The sequence below is a fragment of the Parabacteroides sp. KHUB-03 genome (assembly GCF_056640975.1).
This window is the reverse complement of the sequence record NZ_CM153257.1, coordinates 512,501-530,603: the sequence shown is the minus strand read 5'-3', so window position 1 is coordinate 530,603 and position 18,103 is coordinate 512,501. Positions and strand designations below refer to the sequence as shown.

At 40.8% G+C, this 18,103-nt stretch carries 16 protein-coding genes and 1 rRNA gene (1 of these 17 only partly in view); 6 read left to right on the top strand and 11 right to left on the bottom strand.

Going from position 1 to position 18,103, the window contains the following annotated elements; genetic code table 11:
- Window positions 1-65: 65 nt before the first annotated feature.
- Together phoU and ACYIB7_RS02100 are read left to right on the top strand one after the other, a co-directional pair.
- Entirely contained in the window at window positions 66-752 is a 687-nt protein-coding gene (gene phoU, locus ACYIB7_RS02105; protein WP_099463607.1) for a phosphate signaling complex protein PhoU, read from the top strand.
- 219 nt (window positions 753-971) lie between these two features.
- The gene (locus tag ACYIB7_RS02100; protein WP_480337971.1) at window positions 972-2,168 is read left to right on the top strand and encodes a porin; all 1,197 of its coding nucleotides are present in this window, start codon (window positions 972-974) and stop codon (window positions 2,166-2,168) included.
- Here the strand turns inward: ACYIB7_RS02100 and ACYIB7_RS02095 are convergent.
- Window positions 2,165-4,609: a glycoside hydrolase family 95 protein gene (locus ACYIB7_RS02095; RefSeq protein ID WP_103983886.1), complete on the bottom strand. Its 2,445-nt coding sequence runs from the start codon at window positions 4,607-4,609 to the stop codon at window positions 2,165-2,167. The two genes, ACYIB7_RS02100 and ACYIB7_RS02095, sit on opposite strands and share 4 nt — an antisense overlap.
- Before the next feature lie 28 nt (window positions 4,610-4,637).
- The gene (locus tag ACYIB7_RS02090) at window positions 4,638-6,485 is read right to left on the bottom strand and encodes an ABC transporter ATP-binding protein (protein WP_099463610.1); all 1,848 of its coding nucleotides are present in this window, start codon (window positions 6,483-6,485) and stop codon (window positions 4,638-4,640) included.
- A gap of 140 nt (window positions 6,486-6,625) precedes the next feature.
- On the opposite strand from ACYIB7_RS02090, the gene ACYIB7_RS02085 reads away from it, so the two are divergent.
- The 4 genes from ACYIB7_RS02085 to ACYIB7_RS02070 are packed head-to-tail and all read left to right on the top strand — an operon-like array spanning window position 6,626 to window position 10,807.
- Window positions 6,626-7,084 carry a radical SAM-associated putative lipoprotein gene (locus tag ACYIB7_RS02085; RefSeq protein WP_480337970.1) on the top strand — a complete coding sequence of 153 codons (459 nt, stop codon included), beginning with the start codon at window positions 6,626-6,628 and terminating at the stop codon, window positions 7,082-7,084.
- 21 nt (window positions 7,085-7,105) lie between these two features.
- A complete protein-coding gene (locus ACYIB7_RS02080; protein WP_103983888.1) occupies window positions 7,106-7,939 on the top strand; it encodes a radical SAM-associated putative lipoprotein in 834 nt (277 codons plus the stop codon).
- A 7-nt stretch (window positions 7,940-7,946) separates the two neighbouring features.
- Entirely contained in the window at window positions 7,947-9,017 is a 1,071-nt protein-coding gene (locus tag ACYIB7_RS02075; protein WP_103983889.1) for a TIGR04133 family radical SAM/SPASM protein, read from the top strand.
- 17 nt (window positions 9,018-9,034) lie between these two features.
- The gene (locus tag ACYIB7_RS02070) at window positions 9,035-10,807 is read left to right on the top strand and encodes a DUF4091 domain-containing protein (protein ID WP_480337968.1); all 1,773 of its coding nucleotides are present in this window, start codon (window positions 9,035-9,037) and stop codon (window positions 10,805-10,807) included.
- A gap of 73 nt (window positions 10,808-10,880) precedes the next feature.
- On the opposite strand, the gene ACYIB7_RS02065 is transcribed toward ACYIB7_RS02070, so the two are convergent.
- From ACYIB7_RS02065 to rrf, 9 genes are all read right to left on the bottom strand, one after another.
- Window positions 10,881-11,417 (bottom strand): hypothetical protein, encoded by a 537-nt coding sequence (locus tag ACYIB7_RS02065; protein WP_480337967.1) that lies wholly within the window; start codon window positions 11,415-11,417, stop codon window positions 10,881-10,883.
- 4 nt (window positions 11,418-11,421) lie between these two features.
- Window positions 11,422-11,913 carry a hypothetical protein gene (locus ACYIB7_RS02060; protein WP_480337966.1) on the bottom strand — a complete coding sequence of 164 codons (492 nt, stop codon included), beginning with the start codon at window positions 11,911-11,913 and terminating at the stop codon, window positions 11,422-11,424.
- Window positions 11,914-12,615: 702 nt separating this feature from the next.
- The gene (gene der / locus ACYIB7_RS02055; RefSeq protein WP_480337964.1) at window positions 12,616-13,929 is read right to left on the bottom strand and encodes a ribosome biogenesis GTPase Der; all 1,314 of its coding nucleotides are present in this window, start codon (window positions 13,927-13,929) and stop codon (window positions 12,616-12,618) included.
- Between the two features lie 13 nt (window positions 13,930-13,942).
- Entirely contained in the window at window positions 13,943-14,833 is an 891-nt protein-coding gene (gene era, locus ACYIB7_RS02050; RefSeq protein WP_103983896.1) for a GTPase Era, read from the bottom strand.
- Complete coding sequence (locus ACYIB7_RS02045; protein WP_099463618.1) at window positions 14,817-15,821, bottom strand: beta-ketoacyl-ACP synthase III; 1,005 nt, start codon at window positions 15,819-15,821, stop codon at window positions 14,817-14,819. The genes era and ACYIB7_RS02045 overlap by 17 nt, the downstream gene beginning before the upstream one ends.
- 114 nt (window positions 15,822-15,935) lie before the next feature.
- Window positions 15,936-16,121 (bottom strand): 50S ribosomal protein L32, encoded by a 186-nt coding sequence (gene rpmF, locus ACYIB7_RS02040; protein ID WP_099463619.1) that lies wholly within the window; start codon window positions 16,119-16,121, stop codon window positions 15,936-15,938.
- Between the two features lie 12 nt (window positions 16,122-16,133).
- Entirely contained in the window at window positions 16,134-16,724 is a 591-nt protein-coding gene (locus tag ACYIB7_RS02035) for a YceD family protein (protein WP_103983897.1), read from the bottom strand.
- An 88-nt stretch (window positions 16,725-16,812) separates the two neighbouring features.
- Window positions 16,813-17,970, bottom strand: coding sequence for a sensor histidine kinase (locus ACYIB7_RS02030; RefSeq protein WP_103983898.1), 1,158 nt, complete (start codon window positions 17,968-17,970; stop codon window positions 16,813-16,815).
- Window positions 17,971-18,095: 125 nt separating this feature from the next.
- Window positions 18,096-18,103: ribosomal RNA gene (gene rrf, locus ACYIB7_RS02025) — 5S ribosomal RNA — on the bottom strand; it runs 103 nt beyond the window's last position.

Here is an 18,103-nt window from a genome sequence, read left to right as displayed (position 1 = left end):
CCGGCGGCTGAGGAGTCTGAGGAGTTTAGCAGTCAGAGAGTAGTTAAGTAATAATTAAATGGGATATGAAAGTAATAGAACATGAAATAGTATCATTAAAGAATAGCGTCAGCGAAATGTGGAGCCTTGTTCATCAACAGATTTACAATGCAGGCGAAGCCATGCTGACCGGCGACAAAGAACTGGCCTACAAAGTAATCAGCCGCGAACGCCGCGTAAATGCCTTCGAACTGAAGATAGACAGCGATTGCGAAGACATCATTGCCCTTTATGCACCGGTAGCTATAGATCTACGTTTTGTGCTTGCCATGTACAAGATCAATACAAACCTGGAGCGCCTGGGCGACTTTGCCGAAAGCATTGCCCGCTTTACCTGCAACCTGCCCGAGAGTGAGCCTATCGATCCGCAACTTATCAAAGAGACACGCGTACAAGAAATGCTCGACCAACTTCTCGAAATGATCTCCCTGGCACAAGAAGCATTCGACAAGGAAAGCTCCGAAATCGCTTCACGCATCTTCATAAAAGATAATCTGATAGACGAAATCAACCACCATTCCACTACAACCATTGCCAAATATATCGAACAACATCCCGGCAGTGCATTGGCAGGACTATATATGGCCGGCGTCATCCGCAAAATGGAACGCTTCGGAGACCATTGTACAAACATTGCCGAAGAACTCATCTTCTATCTGGATGCAAAGGTGATGAAACACATGGGAAAGACAGAGAAAGAGACCGAAAAATAGTCGCACCGCAAAGCAGAAACAAGACTATTTTTGGTGGGACACTGTCACGCGGTAAGGTGAGACACTGTCACGCGGTAAGGTGAGACACTGCCACGCGGTAAGGTGAGACACTGCCACGCGGTAAGGTGGGACACTGTCACCTTATAAGCAGGAAGAGTTCCCACATTATTTAGTACCTTTGCCCCCGTAAACAAAACAAGAAAACAAGGTAAAGGTACAATGATACGACTATCCGTCCTTCTTCTCCCGGTCCTTTTAGCAGGCATGGGAGTAATGCCGGCAAAGGCACAAGCTCCAATTCCGGAAAGAGATTCCACAACTGTTTCTCTTTTCGAGTATGCGACGAAAATACCAAAACGCAACAACGCATTCAACCTCGACCTTGAAATACACGCCGGGTTCAATGCAGACTTCTTGTCCGGCAAGCCGGACGAAGCCGCTTTCGGCATGAAAGATATTAAAGTGGATATAAACGGTGAGGTAAACGACCGTCTTTTTTACTGGTACCGCCAGAAGTTAAACGCCGGATATGAAAACCAACCACTCGAAAACCTGAACGAATCTATCGAATATGCATTAATCGGTTACAAGCTATCCGATAAGTTCACGTTGATAGCCGGCAAGCAGGAAATATTCTTCGGAGGCTACGAATATGACGAAAACCCTTTACTGATTTATGAATACAGCGACATAAACGAATACCTGCCTTGCTACTTTACGGGCTTAAGCCTGGGGTACGAAGCCAGCCGGTCGCAAGAAATCAGGCTGCAGGTAACCAATAGCCGCCTGGGATCAATGGAAGACGACTTTGGCCGCCTGCCCGATGGAATAAAGAAACCGAAAGTCCCCTTGTATTATACATTGAACTGGAACAGCAGTTATCTGGATGAACTAATCAACCTCCGCTATTCCGTTTCGGCAGCCCAGCAGGCACAAGGCAAATACATGTACAACTTCTTTGCCGGGCAGAATATAGATGCAGAGCCTTTCTATGCCTACTTTGACGTAATGTATTCACGTGGAGCATTAGATCCCTTAGGATTAATTACGGAGCTGACGCCAACGGATGAAGAAGATGAAATCCCCATAAGAGCTAAGAATTGCGACTATCTCTCGCTGGTAGCCGAAGTGCAATGCCGTCTCCATCCGAAGTGGAAGCTATTTGCCAAGGGGATGTATGAAACAGGTTCGGTCTACAAATCCAGCGAAGGGCTTGAAAAAGGGAAATACCGTACCGCATGGGGGTATCAGGGAGGAATCGAGTTTTATCCGATGGCAGACGACAACTTGCATATTTTCCTTACCGCAACAGGACGGGCTTACAATCTGACGGAAAAAGCAAAGGCGCTTAGTGCCTCTCCCGAAAACACCGCACGCCTTTCTATAGGTTTTATTTACCGCCTGCCTCTGTATTAAAAGGCCAAGAGCAAATTATCACCTGCCTGCAAATCGACAGACAGCATGCCATCGACAACAGGAAGCGAAACCGCTTTTTGATTCTTCTTTATGCTCAGGTTTGACGAATCGGCAGGCAGCTTAATACGGAATATTCCTGCAACATCGGCTTTCAGGCTTGCTTCTGCCAACCGGTTCTCAACCCATCTAGCCGAAACTTCACCGCCACCGAGTACTTTCAGACCTTTAAAGCTGCCATTCTTCCAGACAGACGGCAAAGCCGGGAGCAATTCTATATAGCCGTTTTGGCTCTGTACCAGCATTTCTGCAATTCCGGCACAACCACCCAGATTACCATCGATCTGAAAAGGAGGATGGGCACAGAACAAATTAGGATACGTACCTCCGCCATTCACCATATTGGTTCCCTGGTCTACACAAGGATGAAGCAAATCGCCCAGCAGTTTATAAGCATGATCGCCATCATGCAGCCGCGCCCAGAAATTGATCTTCCACGCCATCGACCAGCCGGTGCTTTGGTCGCCCCGGGCAGCCAAACTCTTACGGGCGGCTTCCGCCAGTTGCGGAGTCTTTGTTACTGAAATCTCATTGGCCGGATATAGCCCGTAAAGGTGGGAAACATGACGGTGGTGCGGTTCCGATTCTTCATAAGGTTCGAGCCATTCCATGATACGACCGTCGGCACCAATCGTCGTCGGCATCAGCCGGGCACGCTTTTCGGCCAGTTCCTGTACGAATGCAGTATCTATGTTCAAGATTGTTGCAGCATCCATTGTATTGGTAAACAACTCACGCAATATCTGATTGTCCATTGTAGAACCGGCACAAACGCTTACGACATTTCCATTCGGTAACTTATAGCCATTCTCCGGAGAAGTAGTAGGGGCGGTTACCAGATATTTGGAACGCGGGTCTTGCACCAGCATATCGACAAAGAAAAGAGCCGCTCCCTTCATTACAGGATAAACTTCACGCAGATAGGCGGTATCTTTCGTATAGAGATAATGTGTATATAAATGCTCGCACAACCAGGCTGCAGAAGTATTCGTAGCTCCCCAGGAAGGATGTTCGCCCGGTGCGGTAAACTCCCAGAGATTGCCTAAAATATGTGTCACCCAACCACGGGCATTGTAAAAAGACTTTGCCGTACGTTCGCCGCTGGCAACCTGCTGTTTTGTCCATTCTATCAAGGGAAGGTGCAACTCTGACAAATTCGTCACTTCAGCCGGCCAGTGATTCATCTGAAAGTTTATGTTTAAATGATAATCGCCGTTCCAGGGAGTATCTATCGTATTAGCCCATAGCCCCTGCAAATTAGGAGGTAAAGACCCGGGACGCGTAGATGATATCAGCAAATAACGCCCGAACTGGAAATACAAAGCGGCAAGTGCCGTATCCTTCGTCTTGCCCGTATCTGCGGCAAATGCCTGCAAACGTTCGTTCATTGGCAGTTTCTCATTCACAGAATTACCCAAATCCAACTCCACACGTTCGAACAATTTACGGTAAGAAGCCAAATGTTCCTTCTTCAATAACGAATAGTCTTTCTTTTCTGCATTTGCCAACAAAGTCGATATCTGGTTCCGATAGCCTTTATCAAAATAGTCGGTTGCCATACTTACCAGAATAATCGCTTCCGATGCATTCTGCACTGTTACTGTAGAATCTCCCGCCACAATCCGGCCACCTTTAGGTAAAACAACTCTGGCGCGTGATTCATATTGTGTTCCACGCATGACGGCAGTATCTATTCCGTCCGGCAACTGGCCACGCATAACCAGATCATTGCCTTCCGTTGAAACACTATAATGTTCGGGGCGCGACATAGCCAGTGTAAAATTCAATGCCTTATCAACGTCTGCAACCAAATGGACAACCCCTATATCTCCGGCAAAAGAAGTAAAAGCTTCGCGCAAATAATTGACACCGCCCCGTTGAAACGAAACGGAAGCTATCGCATCGTTCAAATTCAATTCTCTCCTATAAACCGAAACTGTATCATTGTTAGCATAATTGTAATTCAAATAAAGATTCCCAAGTAACTGGTAAGTCCCGTAAGGAGAGTCAGCACCTTTACCATAATTACTTCCCGTACCTTTACAAACAAATGATTTGTACATCAATTCTTGCGCATCATCATTCCGGCCTTCAAACAACGCCTTACGAATACCGGCCAAAGACGAATATGCATCCGGGTTATCCGTATCTTGCTTACTTCCGGACCACATCGAAATCTCATTCAATATAATATTCTCCTTATCTATCCCGCCATCCGGCATCATACCTAACCGGCCATTGCCCAACGGAAAAGTTTCTTCCCATATACAGGCCGGTTGATCAAAATGATAAGACAAAGATTTATTCTTGCTTACCTCGGGAAGCCGGTCGCAAGACAAAAGCAAAAAGATTGTGATCAATGCCAGGAAGTAGTTTGTTTTCATGCGTTTTTATTTTAAGTTGGATTTTAAGTTAGAAGCTTTGCATATCACACAGGCGCTTATAATAACCATCCAGTTCCAAAAGTTCTTCGTGTCGTCCACGTTCCACAATCTGTCCTTCATGCATCACACAAATTTCGTCTGCATTGCGTATTGTCGAGAGACGGTGGGCTATGACAATAGTAGTACGGTTTTTCATCAGTTTTTCCAAAGCATCCTGCACCAGACGTTCAGATTCAGTGTCTAAAGCTGAAGTAGCTTCATCCAGGATCAATATAGAAGGATTTTTCAATATGGCACGGGCAATACTGATACGCTGACGCTGGCCTCCCGACAATTTGCCTCCCCGGTCACCAATATTCGTATCATATCCATTCTCGCTTGCCATAATGAAATCGTGTGCATTGGCAATTCTGGCAGCCTCTTCCACCTGTGCCAGAGTGGCATTGGCAACACCAAAAGCAATATTATTGAAGAAAGTATCATTAAAAAGAATAGCTTCTTGATTTACATTTCCCATCAAAGCTCTCAAATCATATAATGTGGCTTCACGTATATCGACACCGTCAATCTCAATACCTCCTTTGTTTACATCATAAAAGCGAGGCAACAGATCTACCAATGTGCTTTTACCCGAACCGGACTGCCCAACTAAGGCAACCGTCTTTCCTTTCGCTATTGTCAGATCAATGCCTTTTAGTACCCATTCATTCTGGTATTTGAACCAAACATCATTATAAGAAATACGCTCATTCAGTTTTATAGGTTTCGGATTTTCAGGATCATGGATATCTGTCTCAGCTTTGAGGATCTTATCCACGCGTTCCATAGAGGCCAATCCTTTTTGTATAGAATAAACAGATTTGCTCAAATCCTTGGCTGGGTTTATAATACTGTAAAATATAACCAGATAATAAATAAAGGTAGGCGCATCTATCGGACTATTGGCACTCAATATCAATGTACCTCCATACCATAAAACAATAGCAATTGTTACAGTACCCAAAAACTCACTCATCGGATGTGCCATTTGCTGGCGACGATATATTTTATTGGTAGTACGGCGAAAGATATCATTGCTTTTCTCGAAACGTTCCTGAATTTTCTTTTCAGCATTAAAAGCCTTTATGATACGAAGTCCGCTCAATGTTTCCTCTATCTGGCTCATCAAAAATCCCCATTGCTGTTGGCCTTCCAACGACTTCCGTTTCAGCTTTTTACCTACCAGCCCCATCACATAGCCGGCTAACGGAAGCAATATCAGTACAAATAAAGTAAGCTGCCAGCTAATCATAACCATACCGACAAGGTATATCAGAATCAGGATCGGATTCTTAAACAACATATCAAGCGAACTCATTATAGAGGCCTCTATCTCGTTTACATCACCTGACACACGGGAGATAATATCCCCCTTGCGTTCTTCCGAAAAGAAACCTAAAGGCAATTGGGTAATTTTCCGGTTTATCTGGTTACGTATATCACGAACTACCCCCGTACGAATGGGAATCATGGTATAGAACGCCAGACACATTGTTGCCACTTTGAAGAAAGTCATCAAAATTAGAAAAAGCCCGAGGATAACCAACGCAAATGACCCTCCATGCACTTCTATAATATCAGAAACAAACCAAAAGAAATTATTCTTCAATATTTCCGGCATTGCTTTCCACGATTCCAGAGACGCTGGATTAAATGTCCATTCCATGTATGCATAGGTATCTTTGTTGATCTTAAAAAGAATCTGCAAGATCGGAATAATCAGAGCAAAAGAAAACAAATTCAAAATAGCAGATAAGAAGTTGAACAGGATATTCATTACCATAAACTTCTTGTAAGGAGGCACAAAACGCCTTAATACGCGCAGAAAATCTCTCATAAAATTTAAACTGGATAATTGAGGGCGCAAGTTACGTATTTTAAGGGATAAAAATATCAGAAAAAAAGAAGATTTGTATGCAGTATTTAATCTACATTTGTATTTATCATTATATACTAATTATAATGAAAGGAGAAATCATGAAAAATTTCCAACACACATGGCTGATAAAAATCGGTAATTTGCTAGCTTTGTTGTTAACATTAATGGGAATTAACTCTTGTAACAACAACGTAGTAGAATATGGAGCACCCTATGCTCACTTCCAAATAAAAGGAAAAGTCATGGACAGTAAAGGTAAACCGGTATCAGGAATAAGAGTCGATTGCACAATCAACTATCCCTACGGAGAAGGAAGTTACACTGATACATTAGCCACAGGATTAACTAACGAATCGGGAAAATTTGACACAAATTTCAGTTATGAATCCATCTCCGGCCTTACTGTAATTGCTACCGATACAGATGGCATAAACAATGGTTCTTTTGAGAAAGATTCCGTAGATATGAAAATAACAAATGATGACTACAAAGGCAGTAAGGGCTGGTTTGAAGGCACTGTTACAAAAGACATCACGATTACAATGAAAGAGAAATAGACATCTTAAAAACACAACAACATGAAAAATCTATCCTATATCATATTAAAGACGTTCAATAGCATATTAATCGGACTCCTTACCATACTCGGATTCTCTTGCTCTAATGAGGATGATCAGAATATTATAATTTGCGAATACGGAAGCCCTTATGCTCATTTCTACATCAAAGGAAAAGTAACAGATGAACAAAATAATCCTGTATCTAACGCCCAGATTTTGGTAAAATCTCCTGATACAAACCATGAATGGCTACAGTGTGATACTCTTTATACAAACCAACAAGGTGCGTTTGAACTGAAAAAAAGTGATTTTCCGGTCAGCAAATACCGTTTTATCACTTCTGCTGAAGAAGGCAAAGAACGCCTTCTTGCTAATGATACAACACTGGTATCATTCAGCCGCGAAGATTTCAAAGACGGAGAACGCTGGTTTGAAGGGAATGTCGAGAAAGATATAAAAATAACACTGAAAAAATATGTTGACACACATACTTCACCGTATACTTTATATACAGTTTATGGCAGAGTAACAGACAAGAACGGATACCCATTAGCAGGTATATTGATTACAAGCTTGCCATCATACACATTCAATAATCCGGATGATCCGTATTCATACCCTGCCATAACCGACTACAACGGTAATTATAGTCTCACATACGACAAAGCAACTGCTACAGAACATACGATCTATGCATCTTTATATATGGGTTGGTGGAATAGGGAAGCCCATTACGGCGATTCGGTTACCATCAATTTTGCAGATATTCCATTATCGGGAGGCAAAGATTTACTGATAGGGAAAGGAAAAAAAGAACTTAATTTTGTACTTAGAGACAAAGCTTATAAATAATAATAAAATGGATAAACGTCCCGGATTTCGAAAACGTATAGCACTGGAATTATTCAGAAGTTTAAAGCGGAACCGAGCAAAACTACACGAATTGCGTACACTTTTTTGGGAGTGTACGCTTCGTTGTAATGTAGCTTGCCGGCACTGCGGAAGTGATTGCCATGTATCAGCAAAACAAGCAGATATGCCGGTAAAAGATTTTTTAAAAGTAATAGACGACATCACCCCTTATGTAGAACCAAACAAAGTACTGGTTATCTTTACCGGAGGAGAAGCACTCGTTCGCAAAGATATAGAAGAATGCGGACTGGAACTATACCGGCGTGGATACCCCTGGGGAATTGTTTCCAACGGACTGCTACTTACCCGTAAACGGTTGGATTCGTTACTGGCTTCCGGCCTCCATTCTATTACAATCAGCCTGGACGGTTTTGAGGAAGCTCACAATTGGCTGCGCCAACATCCGAAAAGTTTTGAAAACGCGCTGAATGCCATATGTATGTTAGCCGAAGAAAAAGATATTGTCTGGGACGTAGTGACCTGCGTGAACCAGCACAATTTTAAAGACCTGAAATTATTTAAAGACTTCTTAGTTGAAATCGGTGTGAAAAATTGGCGTATATTTACAGTCTTTCCTGTAGGAAGAGCAGCCAACATACCGGAATTGCAGTTAAGCAACGAACAATTTTCATGGGTACTTAACTTTATCCGCTACTGTCGCCAGGAAGGAAAGATACATACAAGCTACGGATGCGAAGGTTTCTTAGGAAACTATGAAGCCGAAGTACGGGATCATTTATTCCAATGTTCGGCAGGTATCAACACCGCATCTGTATTAGCCGACGGTTCCATATCAGGATGTCCGAGTATAAGGGCCAATTATCACCAGGGCAATATCTACAAAGATAAATTTATAGATGTATGGAATAACAAGTTCAAGCCTTACAGAGACCGTAAATGGGCAAAGCAAGGCGAATGCGCAGACTGCAATATGTTTCGTTATTGCGAAGGAAACGGAATGCATCTGCATGATGACGACGGAAAGCTATTAGTTTGTCACTATAAAAGAATAATATAAATTTAAACATTCCGCACATGAAAAACTTAATGATCCTTTGTGCCATGCTGACGCTCAGCAGTTCCATAGCGGCGCAAAACAACCAGTTTCCTACTACTACCGATTTCACGGAGTTAACTGACACAAAGCCTCATGACAACGAAGCTGTTTGGAATAAACTACCGGCTACTCTCCAATTTAGCTGGGGGAATACAAACGTTCGTTATCCCAAATTAAGCATCCCTGATGTAACAAAAAGCATCCGTTGGCAAACAGATGCATGGAAAGGTGAAAGAATAAATGCGCAAGCTGTTCTGTGGACAAAAACAAACATTGAAGACGTAACAGTAAACGTCAGCGATCTGAAAAACGGTTCAACTGTAATTCCTTCATCAGCCATCACTACAAATTTTGTACGTTATGTAATGACTGATGAATTGAATAAAGACCGTAAAGGAGCTTGCGGCGGACGTGCTAACAAAGCAGAATGGGACTCGTCCATTGTTGCGGATATGTTGGACATAATAAAAGTACGTGATATCAAAGCCCGCACTACACAGCCTGTCTGGGTCAATATCTGGGTGCCTCAGGATGCAAAAGCAGGCAAATACAAAGGAACCCTTACTGTTTCCGGAAAAGATATTGCTCCCGTAAATCTGCAGATTGAAGTTAACGTATTAAACCGCACTCTGCCTGCCCCTAAAGACTGGGCCTTTCATCTCGACCTGTGGCAAAACCCTTATGCGGTAGCCCGTTTCTATAATGTACCGTTGTGGAGCAAAGAGCATTTCGATGCTATGCGTCCGGTAATGAAGATGCTGGCTGATGCAGGACAAAAAATCATCACCACCTCTATCATGCACAAGCCATGGGCAGGACAAACCGAAGACCATTTTGACAGCATGGTTTTCCGTATGAAAAACCTGGACGGCAGCTGGACATTCGATTATACAATATTCGACAAATGGGTGGAATATATGATGAACGAAATCGGTATCGACCAGCAGATCAACTGTTATACAATGATCCCGTGGGCACTTAAATTCGACTATTTCGATCAGGCAACCAACCGTATTCAATTTGTAGAGGCCAAACCTGGCGAGGCCGATTATGAAGATTACTGGGGCAGTTTCCTGAAAGACTTCTCACGCCACCTACGCCAGAAAGGCTGGTTTGATAAAACAACTATCGCTATGGACGAACGTGGGCTGGAAGCTATGCAGGAAGCTATCAAAGTTATTCGTAACGCAGACCCCGAATTCAAAATATCTTTAGCCGGCAACTATCATAAAGAAATAGAACCGGAACTGTATGATTACTGCCTCGGTTATGGAAACAATTTCCCCGCCGATATAAAAGCAACCCGCGAAAAAGCAGGAAAAATCAGTACAGTTTATACCTGTTGTGCCGAACCGTTCCCTAACACCTTTACGTTTTCGGCACCAGCCGAAGCAACCTGGATTGGCTGGCACGCTATGGCAGGCAATTATGATGGTTACCTTCGCTGGGCTTATAACAGCTGGACAGCCGATCCGTTACGCGATTCACGCTTCCGTACTTGGGCTGCCGGAGATTGCTACATTGTTTATCCCGAACGTAGCAGCATTCGTATGGAACATCTTATCGAAGGCATTCAGGATTACGAAAAGATCCGTATTTTACGCGAAGAGCTAGCCGCTAAAAATAATAAAAGCAAACTGGACAAACTCAACAAACTGGTTTCACAGTTTACTCCGGAAGGTCTTGCCGAAACACAGAAAGACCCCACAGCAATGGTTGAAGAAGCCCGAAAAGAATTGAATAAGTTCTGATAAAAACTTTACATTATATAAAACAACGGTTTCAAATTCTCTGCAACAATAGAATTTGAAACCGTTATCATTCTTATTTTATATCATTTTGGACTTTCTTTTTAAAAAGATCTCTATAAAAAAACTCTACAGCTATTATTGTCAATATTAGATTCAACATACACCAGTCAGCAGCGTCCATTCGAGAAAATCCCCCTATAATTAAAGAAATAGGAAAAAATATAAAAAACACAGGAATAGAACCTATCAAAAAACAAATAATTCTCAAGAATATTTTTCTAGAAGACGTCAAATCTTTATGCCCCAATAAATATTTAATACCTACTCTAAATCCCCAATAAAACAATGGAGCGATGAAAGTACATATTTGATATATATTAAATCCATATTGATCAAAAACATAATCTCGTTTATTTCCAATCAACAAATAAAGTAAACTATTAAACAAAAACCACATACCAAATATAAATAACTCTTTAGTTCTTAATTTCAGAAAAGTTATTATCACATCCATGTTTATATTCACAGACTCACCTTTTACTTTATTTCCACAAAATTCACAGTAAAAACTATTTCCTGGAATTTCCTTGCCACATTTCTTACAATACATATTATTATGATTTAAAATAGTAATTAGATAAAAAACACACAGATAGTCCTAATAGAAATCTTAAGCCTCCTAAAAAGGCAACCCATATATCTCCAACTATTAAATAATGGACTCCCCACATCGCTTGATATGAGCCGTAAAAGGTTAAAATCAAAAAAATCAAGAACAAGCTTATTTGCAAAATAGACAAAAAGAATTGCCACAAAATTAGAGAGTCATCAGATGTTTTAAATAGTAACCTCAATTTAAGAAATAATTTTTCAAGGCATTTTACTCTCAGTACTTTTCCTTTGTAAAATACAACAAAAGCATTTATGGTAGCAACAGGTAAAGCCATCCACACTACGGCACTCGCTACTGGAGATGCCCCTTCCTCTATAAGAGATTTTTTAGCTGTAGATAAGGCTGCACAAGCTAAAATCCATGAAAGCAAAATAAAAATGACCTTTAGCAAAACTATAAAAATAGATTTTAAGCGAGTTATAACAGACTCCATAAGTATTATCTTTATTCCTCCCTGTCCCCGCCGTTCGGTGTTAACAAATGAAAGAAGCGTGAGAACCATCGTCTATCACTGTTCTGAGGCTCTCGACTGCCCACCAATCAATAATAGTACAATGATCCCACGCTTTATGCAAGTATATAATCCACCCGTCACCGAGTAGGTATATATAACAAACATAAGCGTAGGAGCCATTTGCCTATTATCTTGATTGGTTGAAATTGTCGAGATTTCAGAACAAGATAATATCGAAACGCTTCTACGTTATTTTTTCAATACGGCGTAAAGTTCGTGATTTTAAATTACCAAACAAAATAATATTTGATTTTATTTTTTAACAATTACTTTATAAATAACTAAACTATCCAAAATAAAATACAGCAACTCATCTAATCTATACAGCAAAGTTTGCTTCTTAAAAGAGCTATCTTTTATATTTAAAAGTCCCGTCTTAACACATACAAAAGAGCATACTTTTTGAATGTTAAGACGGGACTTCTGTCTTCAAAAGACATATCTTTTGAAACACAAGCACAAATCATCAATATGGCATTAATAATTGTATATGTTTTTTCACTAAATCACCCTGGATTCCTTCTTAAATTAACATTAAAAAAACACATGTAGCTATTATCCAATAAAAAAGGCTCATTCTGCTATGACAGATAAATGAGCCTTCCGTATTATATTATTTTGCTATTTTTCCCTAATAAATATATTGATCGGCGTACCGGTAAAGTCCCAGTTTTCACGTATCTTATTTTCCAGAAAACGTTTATACGGTTCTTTAATCCATTGCGGCAAATTACAGAAGAATACAAACGATGGTATACTTCCTGCAGGCAACTGGGTAATATATTTAATTTTGATATACTTTCCTTTCCATGCCGGAGGCGGGTAATTCTCGATGATAGGCAACATAACTTCATTCAACTTGGCTGTCGAAATACGTTTCTTACGATTATTATATACCTCTTTGGCTGTTTCCAGTACCTTTAAAATACGTTGCTTGGTAAGAGCTGAAATAAACAAAATAGGAAAGTCGGTAAACGGCGCCAGACGTTCACGGATTGCATTGGTATATGAGGTAATTACCTTCTGGCTCTTATCTTCCACCAAATCCCACTTATTTACACAGACAACCAAACCTTTCTTATTTTTCTGTACCAAAGAAAAGATATTCATATCCTGGCTTTCGATACCACGGGTTGCATCCAGCATCAAAATACATACATCCGAATTTTCAATAGCACGGATAGAACGGATCACAGAATAATATTCCAGATCTTCGTTTACTTTCCCTTTTTTACGGATTCCGGCCGTATCGACCAGATAAAAGTTCAAACCGAATTTATTATACTTGGTATAAATAGAATCCCTGGTTGTTCCGGCTATATCAGTCACGATATGGCGATCTTCTCCGATAAAAGCATTTATAAGTGACGATTTTCCGGCATTCGGGCGTCCTATTACAGCAAGACGGGGTAAATCTTCTTCTAAAACATCAGGGGTATCCTGAGGCAAAGAAGCAATAATCTTGTCTAGTAAATCTCCGGTACCGGATCCGTTGATAGCAGAAATACAGTAAGGGTCACCTAATCCGAAAGAATAAAATTCGGCCGCCGCCGCATGTATTTCAAAGTTATCAGCCTTGTTTGATACAACAATAACAGGCTTTTTACAACGACGAAGTATTTCTGCAACTTCCACATCCAAGTCTGTGATACCATTTAATACATCTACCACAAACAAGATAAGGTCTGCTTCTTCAATTGCAATGCCTACCTGTTTATTTATTTCTTCTTCAAAAACATCTTCCGAATTAACTACCCATCCGCCCGTGTCAACAAGCGAAAACTCTCTACCTCCCCACTCCACTTTACCGTATTGACGGTCGCGGGTTGTACCTGCTTCCTCGTTTACAATGGCTTGTCGTGTGCCTATTAAACGATTAAACAGAGTGGATTTTCCTACGTTGGGCCTACCAACTATTGCTACTATATTTCCCATAATCAAAATTTTCCTAGTCTAACTGATAACCAAAATTCTTCAGTATGTTATCACGGTTACGCCAGTCTTTCTCTACCTTAACAAACATTTCCAGGAAAACTTTCTTCCCGAAGAAGCGTTCGATATCCTTCCGGGCCATAGCTCCTACTTTTTTCAATGCTTGTCCTTTATGCCCTATGATAATTCCCTTCTGGGAATCACGCTCCACAATGATAAGAGCTTTGATATGGATCATTTCATCATCTTCTTTAAACAGCTCCACTACGGCTTCCACCGAATAAGGAATCTCTTTCTGATAGTAAAGAAGTATCTTCTCACGAATAATCTCCGTTACAAAGAAACGGGCAGGCTTATCGGTCAGCGCGTCTTTTTCGAAATAAGGGGGAGAGTCGGGCATCAAATCCTCCACCCGTTGTTTCACGTAATCTATATTAAATTTCGAAAGCGCAGATATAGGTATAATCTCGGCTTTCGGAAGCAATTCCTTCCACTGGGCAACCAGTTTTTCCAGGTCTGCCTGATTTGTCTGGTCTATCTTATTTATCAATAAAAGAACAGGACAATCCACTTTCTGAACCTTCAGAAGGAATTCTTCATTCTTATCTACTGTTTCAATAACGTCTGTCACATACAACAGAACATCGGCATCTCCCAACGCCGATTCGGAAAAATTAAGCATAGACTCCTGCAACTTATAATTCGGATGCAGAACTCCCGGGGTGTCTGAATAGACTATTTGCATATCCTCGGTATTCACAATTCCCATGATACGGTGGCGCGTAGTCTGCGCTTTCGACGTAATAATAGAAATACGTTCGCCCACAAGCCGGTTCATTAAAGTTGACTTACCGACATTCGGGTTACCGACAATATTCACAAATCCGGATTTATGCTTTCTTTCCATCATATCCCCATTTTAAATAAATAGCTCCCCAGGTAAAACCGGCTCCAAAAGCCGCAAGAATAAGGTTATCGCCTTTCTTTAACTGATCTTCCCATTCCCATAAACAAATAGGGATTGTTCCGGCACTGGTATTACCATATTTCTGGATATTGATCATTACTTTGTCCATATCCACGCCCAAACGTTTTGCCGTAGCATCAATGATACGCAAATTAGCCTGATGGGGTACAATCCAAGAAATATCGTCATGTGTCAGATGATTGCGTTCTGCTATCTCTGCTGCAACATCAGCCATATATGATACGGCATACTTAAATACAACCTTGCCATCCTGATAAACAAAATGCTCCCGGTTATCCACCGTCTCATGGGAAGGAGGATAAGCCGAACCACCCGATTTCATAATCAGATGAGGATATCCAACTCCGTCTGTACGAAGAATCGTATCCATCACCCCTATTTCTTCGGTTGTAGGTTCCAGTAAAACAGCACCACATGCATCTCCAAACAGAGGGCAAGTAGTACGGTCCTGATAATTGGTTATTGACGTCATTTTATCTCCGGCAATTACAATCACTTTCGAATAACGTCCTGAACGTATATAATTAGCTCCTGTTTCAAGAGCATATAAAAATCCGGCACAAGCTCCTTGCAAATCAAATGTCATAGCATTCTTACAACCTGTATGGTAAGCTATAATAGAAGAAGTTGTAGGGAAATGATGATCCGGCGTAGTAGTAGCCGTTAAAATCACTTCGATTTCTTCCGGGTTTACATTTGTTTTTTCAAGCAATTGCTTCACAGCACCTATCCCCATATAAGAAGTACCTACCCCTTCTCCTTTTAATATGCGACGCTCTTTAATACCGACACGCGTCATTATCCATTCGTCATTTGTATCAACCATTCTGGAAATATCCTCATTTGTCAATACATCTTCCGGAACGAATCCTCCAACACCTGTTATTACTGCATTCATATTATCCATTATTTTCAAGCATAAAACAAAGACAACACGTCTTCTGATTAAAAAAAAGCCCTAAAAATACTTTTAGGGCTATTTCTTTAGTTTATCAAAAACCGCTCAAGTCCCGACAAACGTTTAAACGGCAGCTTCTTTTTCGATAGCTAACTTACCTCTGTAATAGCCGCATTCGCCGCATACAGTATGATAAAGATGCCATGCGCCGCAGTTTGGGCAAATAGCCATTGTTGGGGTTACAGCCTTGTCGTGAGTTCTTCTCTTGGCTGTTCTTGTCTTACCTTGTCTTCTTTTAGGATGTGCCATGTTTTTATTTATTTAATTGTTATCATTTTCGATTAAGCCTTTCAGAGCATCCCAGCGAGGATCGGAAGTGTCAACATTAACTTCATCTTCCATAGTGATGTCTTCATCACCAACTTCCTCTTCAAACTCTTCTTCCGAGTCATCCGCACTTCTGGCGGTATGTTTCTTTAATTTCGATGACATGGCTTTATTACATTTACCCGGAGCATGTACATGCTTCATAGGAATTGCTAAAGCAATAAACTCATATAGAAACCAAGCTAAATTAATAGCTCCTTCTTCCTCCGGTATCACTACCACTTCATCACTTTCTTCGGCATATTCTTTGCCAAATTTCACAACCAGACGATTGTGGGTATCAATAGGCAATTCCATATCATCCAGACAACGATCACACGGAACCATAACTACCCCTTCCATCTGGAAATTCATTTCAAACATCACAGAAGACCTCTTCACTGTCAGATGAACCTTTACTTTGCCCTTCTGAACCTGATCCCCATCAATGTCCACAAAAAACTTATTCTCCAACAAGTACTCAAATTCATGTACTCCCGGAGTGAGATTCTTCAAATCTACATTATATAAATTAAACTTTCCCAAAGCCTTTTAGTGTAAAAACCTTGCAAAGGTACGAAAAAACAAAATACAAATGCAACACCTTTGTAGTTATTTTTTATAATAAGCAAAATTAGCCTTTGTATTTTCTAAGTTCTATACGAAAAGTCGTACCTTTTCCCAGCTCCGAATTTTTCACAAATATCTTTCCGCCATGATATGATTCAATTATACGTTTTACCAGGGAAAGACCTAATCCCCACCCCCGCTTCTTAGTTGTATAGCCTGGATTAAATACGGTCTTGAATTTAGACTTGGGTATACCTTTTCCCGTATCCGTCACATCTATCCGTACCACCTTGTCTTTTTCTTCTACCTGAAAAGAAATCTCGCCCTGTCCTTCCATTGCATCCACGGCATTCTTGGTCAGATTTTCTATTACCCAGGCAAAAAGTGAGTCACTCATCAGTACCAAAACCGGAGTATCTAAAAGATATGTATGTATCTTTACCTTGGAAGAAATACGCGTACCCATATAGCTCAAAGCAGAACGGATCGAATTATTTATATCTACAGGTACAGGATCAGGGTTAGAACCTATTTTAGAAAAACGCTCCGCTATTGTCTCCAGACGTTTTACATCTTTCTCCATTTCACTTAATAAAGAGGGATCGATATCTTTTGTCCGGAGATACTCAACCCATGCGATTAAAGATGATATAGGGGTTCCTAACTGATGTGCAGTTTCTTTAGAGAGCCCCACCCATACTTTATTCTGTTCAGCCCGCTTTGTACTTGCCAAGGCAAGAAAAGCAATCAAAATAAAAACAAAAACAACTGTAAGCTGCGCATAGGGATAAATAAGCAAACGTTTCAATATAATAGAATCATCATAATATAAATACTGGTATGTTCCATCTTCCAAGTCTATAGGGATAGGTTGATTCTTTCCTTTCAGTTCGTGAAGTTTGTTTTTTAAAAAAGTGTCAACATCTTTCTCTGGCAGATCAATATTTTTATTAGCAATAACACTATCCTTTTCGTTACATAAAAGAACCGGTATAGACGTATTACCTTGAATAATCCGCAATATCAGCTTCATATTCAAACTGGGATTCTCACTTGTCACGACACGGGTAGCCTCCGCCCATACTTCTATATTTTGACGTTCTTCCTGTGCCAGATTTTTAATCAACATATCCGACACAACAACAGAAGCTATAGCAATCAGGATAGCAGCAAAAATAAAAACGAATTTAAGCCGTTGACGAGAATCATAGATACTGCTCATAACACATTCTTTTTCGAAATATACTGAACTATTAAAACGGCAAAATAACAAGAATATTATAACATTGGGCTTTCTCCAATAAAAAAAGGAGTCCACTCAGATGAATGGACTCCTTCTCTCCTTTAAAACGGCG

Bases quoted from the DNA above. Each gene is read 5' to 3' on its own strand.
- phoU (WP_099463607.1), top strand. From the start codon at position 66: ATGAAAGTAATAGAACATGAAATAGTATCATTAAAGAATAGCGTCAGC.
- ACYIB7_RS02100 (WP_480337971.1), top strand. From the start codon at position 972: ATGATACGACTATCCGTCCTTCTTCTCCCGGTCCTTTTAGCAGGCATG.
- ACYIB7_RS02095 (WP_103983886.1), bottom strand. From the start codon at position 4,609: ATGAAAACAAACTACTTCCTGGCATTGATCACAATCTTTTTGCTTTTG.
- ACYIB7_RS02090 (WP_099463610.1), bottom strand. From the start codon at position 6,485: ATGAGAGATTTTCTGCGCGTATTAAGGCGTTTTGTGCCTCCTTACAAG.
- ACYIB7_RS02085 (WP_480337970.1), top strand. From the start codon at position 6,626: ATGAAAAATTTCCAACACACATGGCTGATAAAAATCGGTAATTTGCTA.
- ACYIB7_RS02080 (WP_103983888.1), top strand. From the start codon at position 7,106: ATGAAAAATCTATCCTATATCATATTAAAGACGTTCAATAGCATATTA.
- ACYIB7_RS02075 (WP_103983889.1), top strand. From the start codon at position 7,947: ATGGATAAACGTCCCGGATTTCGAAAACGTATAGCACTGGAATTATTC.
- ACYIB7_RS02070 (WP_480337968.1), top strand. From the start codon at position 9,035: ATGAAAAACTTAATGATCCTTTGTGCCATGCTGACGCTCAGCAGTTCC.
- ACYIB7_RS02065 (WP_480337967.1), bottom strand. From the start codon at position 11,417: ATGTATTGTAAGAAATGTGGCAAGGAAATTCCAGGAAATAGTTTTTAC.
- ACYIB7_RS02060 (WP_480337966.1), bottom strand. From the start codon at position 11,913: ATGGAGTCTGTTATAACTCGCTTAAAATCTATTTTTATAGTTTTGCTA.
- der (WP_480337964.1), bottom strand. From the start codon at position 13,929: ATGGGAAATATAGTAGCAATAGTTGGTAGGCCCAACGTAGGAAAATCC.
- era (WP_103983896.1), bottom strand. From the start codon at position 14,833: ATGGAAAGAAAGCATAAATCCGGATTTGTGAATATTGTCGGTAACCCG.
- ACYIB7_RS02045 (WP_099463618.1), bottom strand. From the start codon at position 15,821: ATGGATAATATGAATGCAGTAATAACAGGTGTTGGAGGATTCGTTCCG.
- rpmF (WP_099463619.1), bottom strand. From the start codon at position 16,121: ATGGCACATCCTAAAAGAAGACAAGGTAAGACAAGAACAGCCAAGAGA.
- ACYIB7_RS02030 (WP_103983898.1), bottom strand. From the start codon at position 17,970: ATGAGCAGTATCTATGATTCTCGTCAACGGCTTAAATTCGTTTTTATT.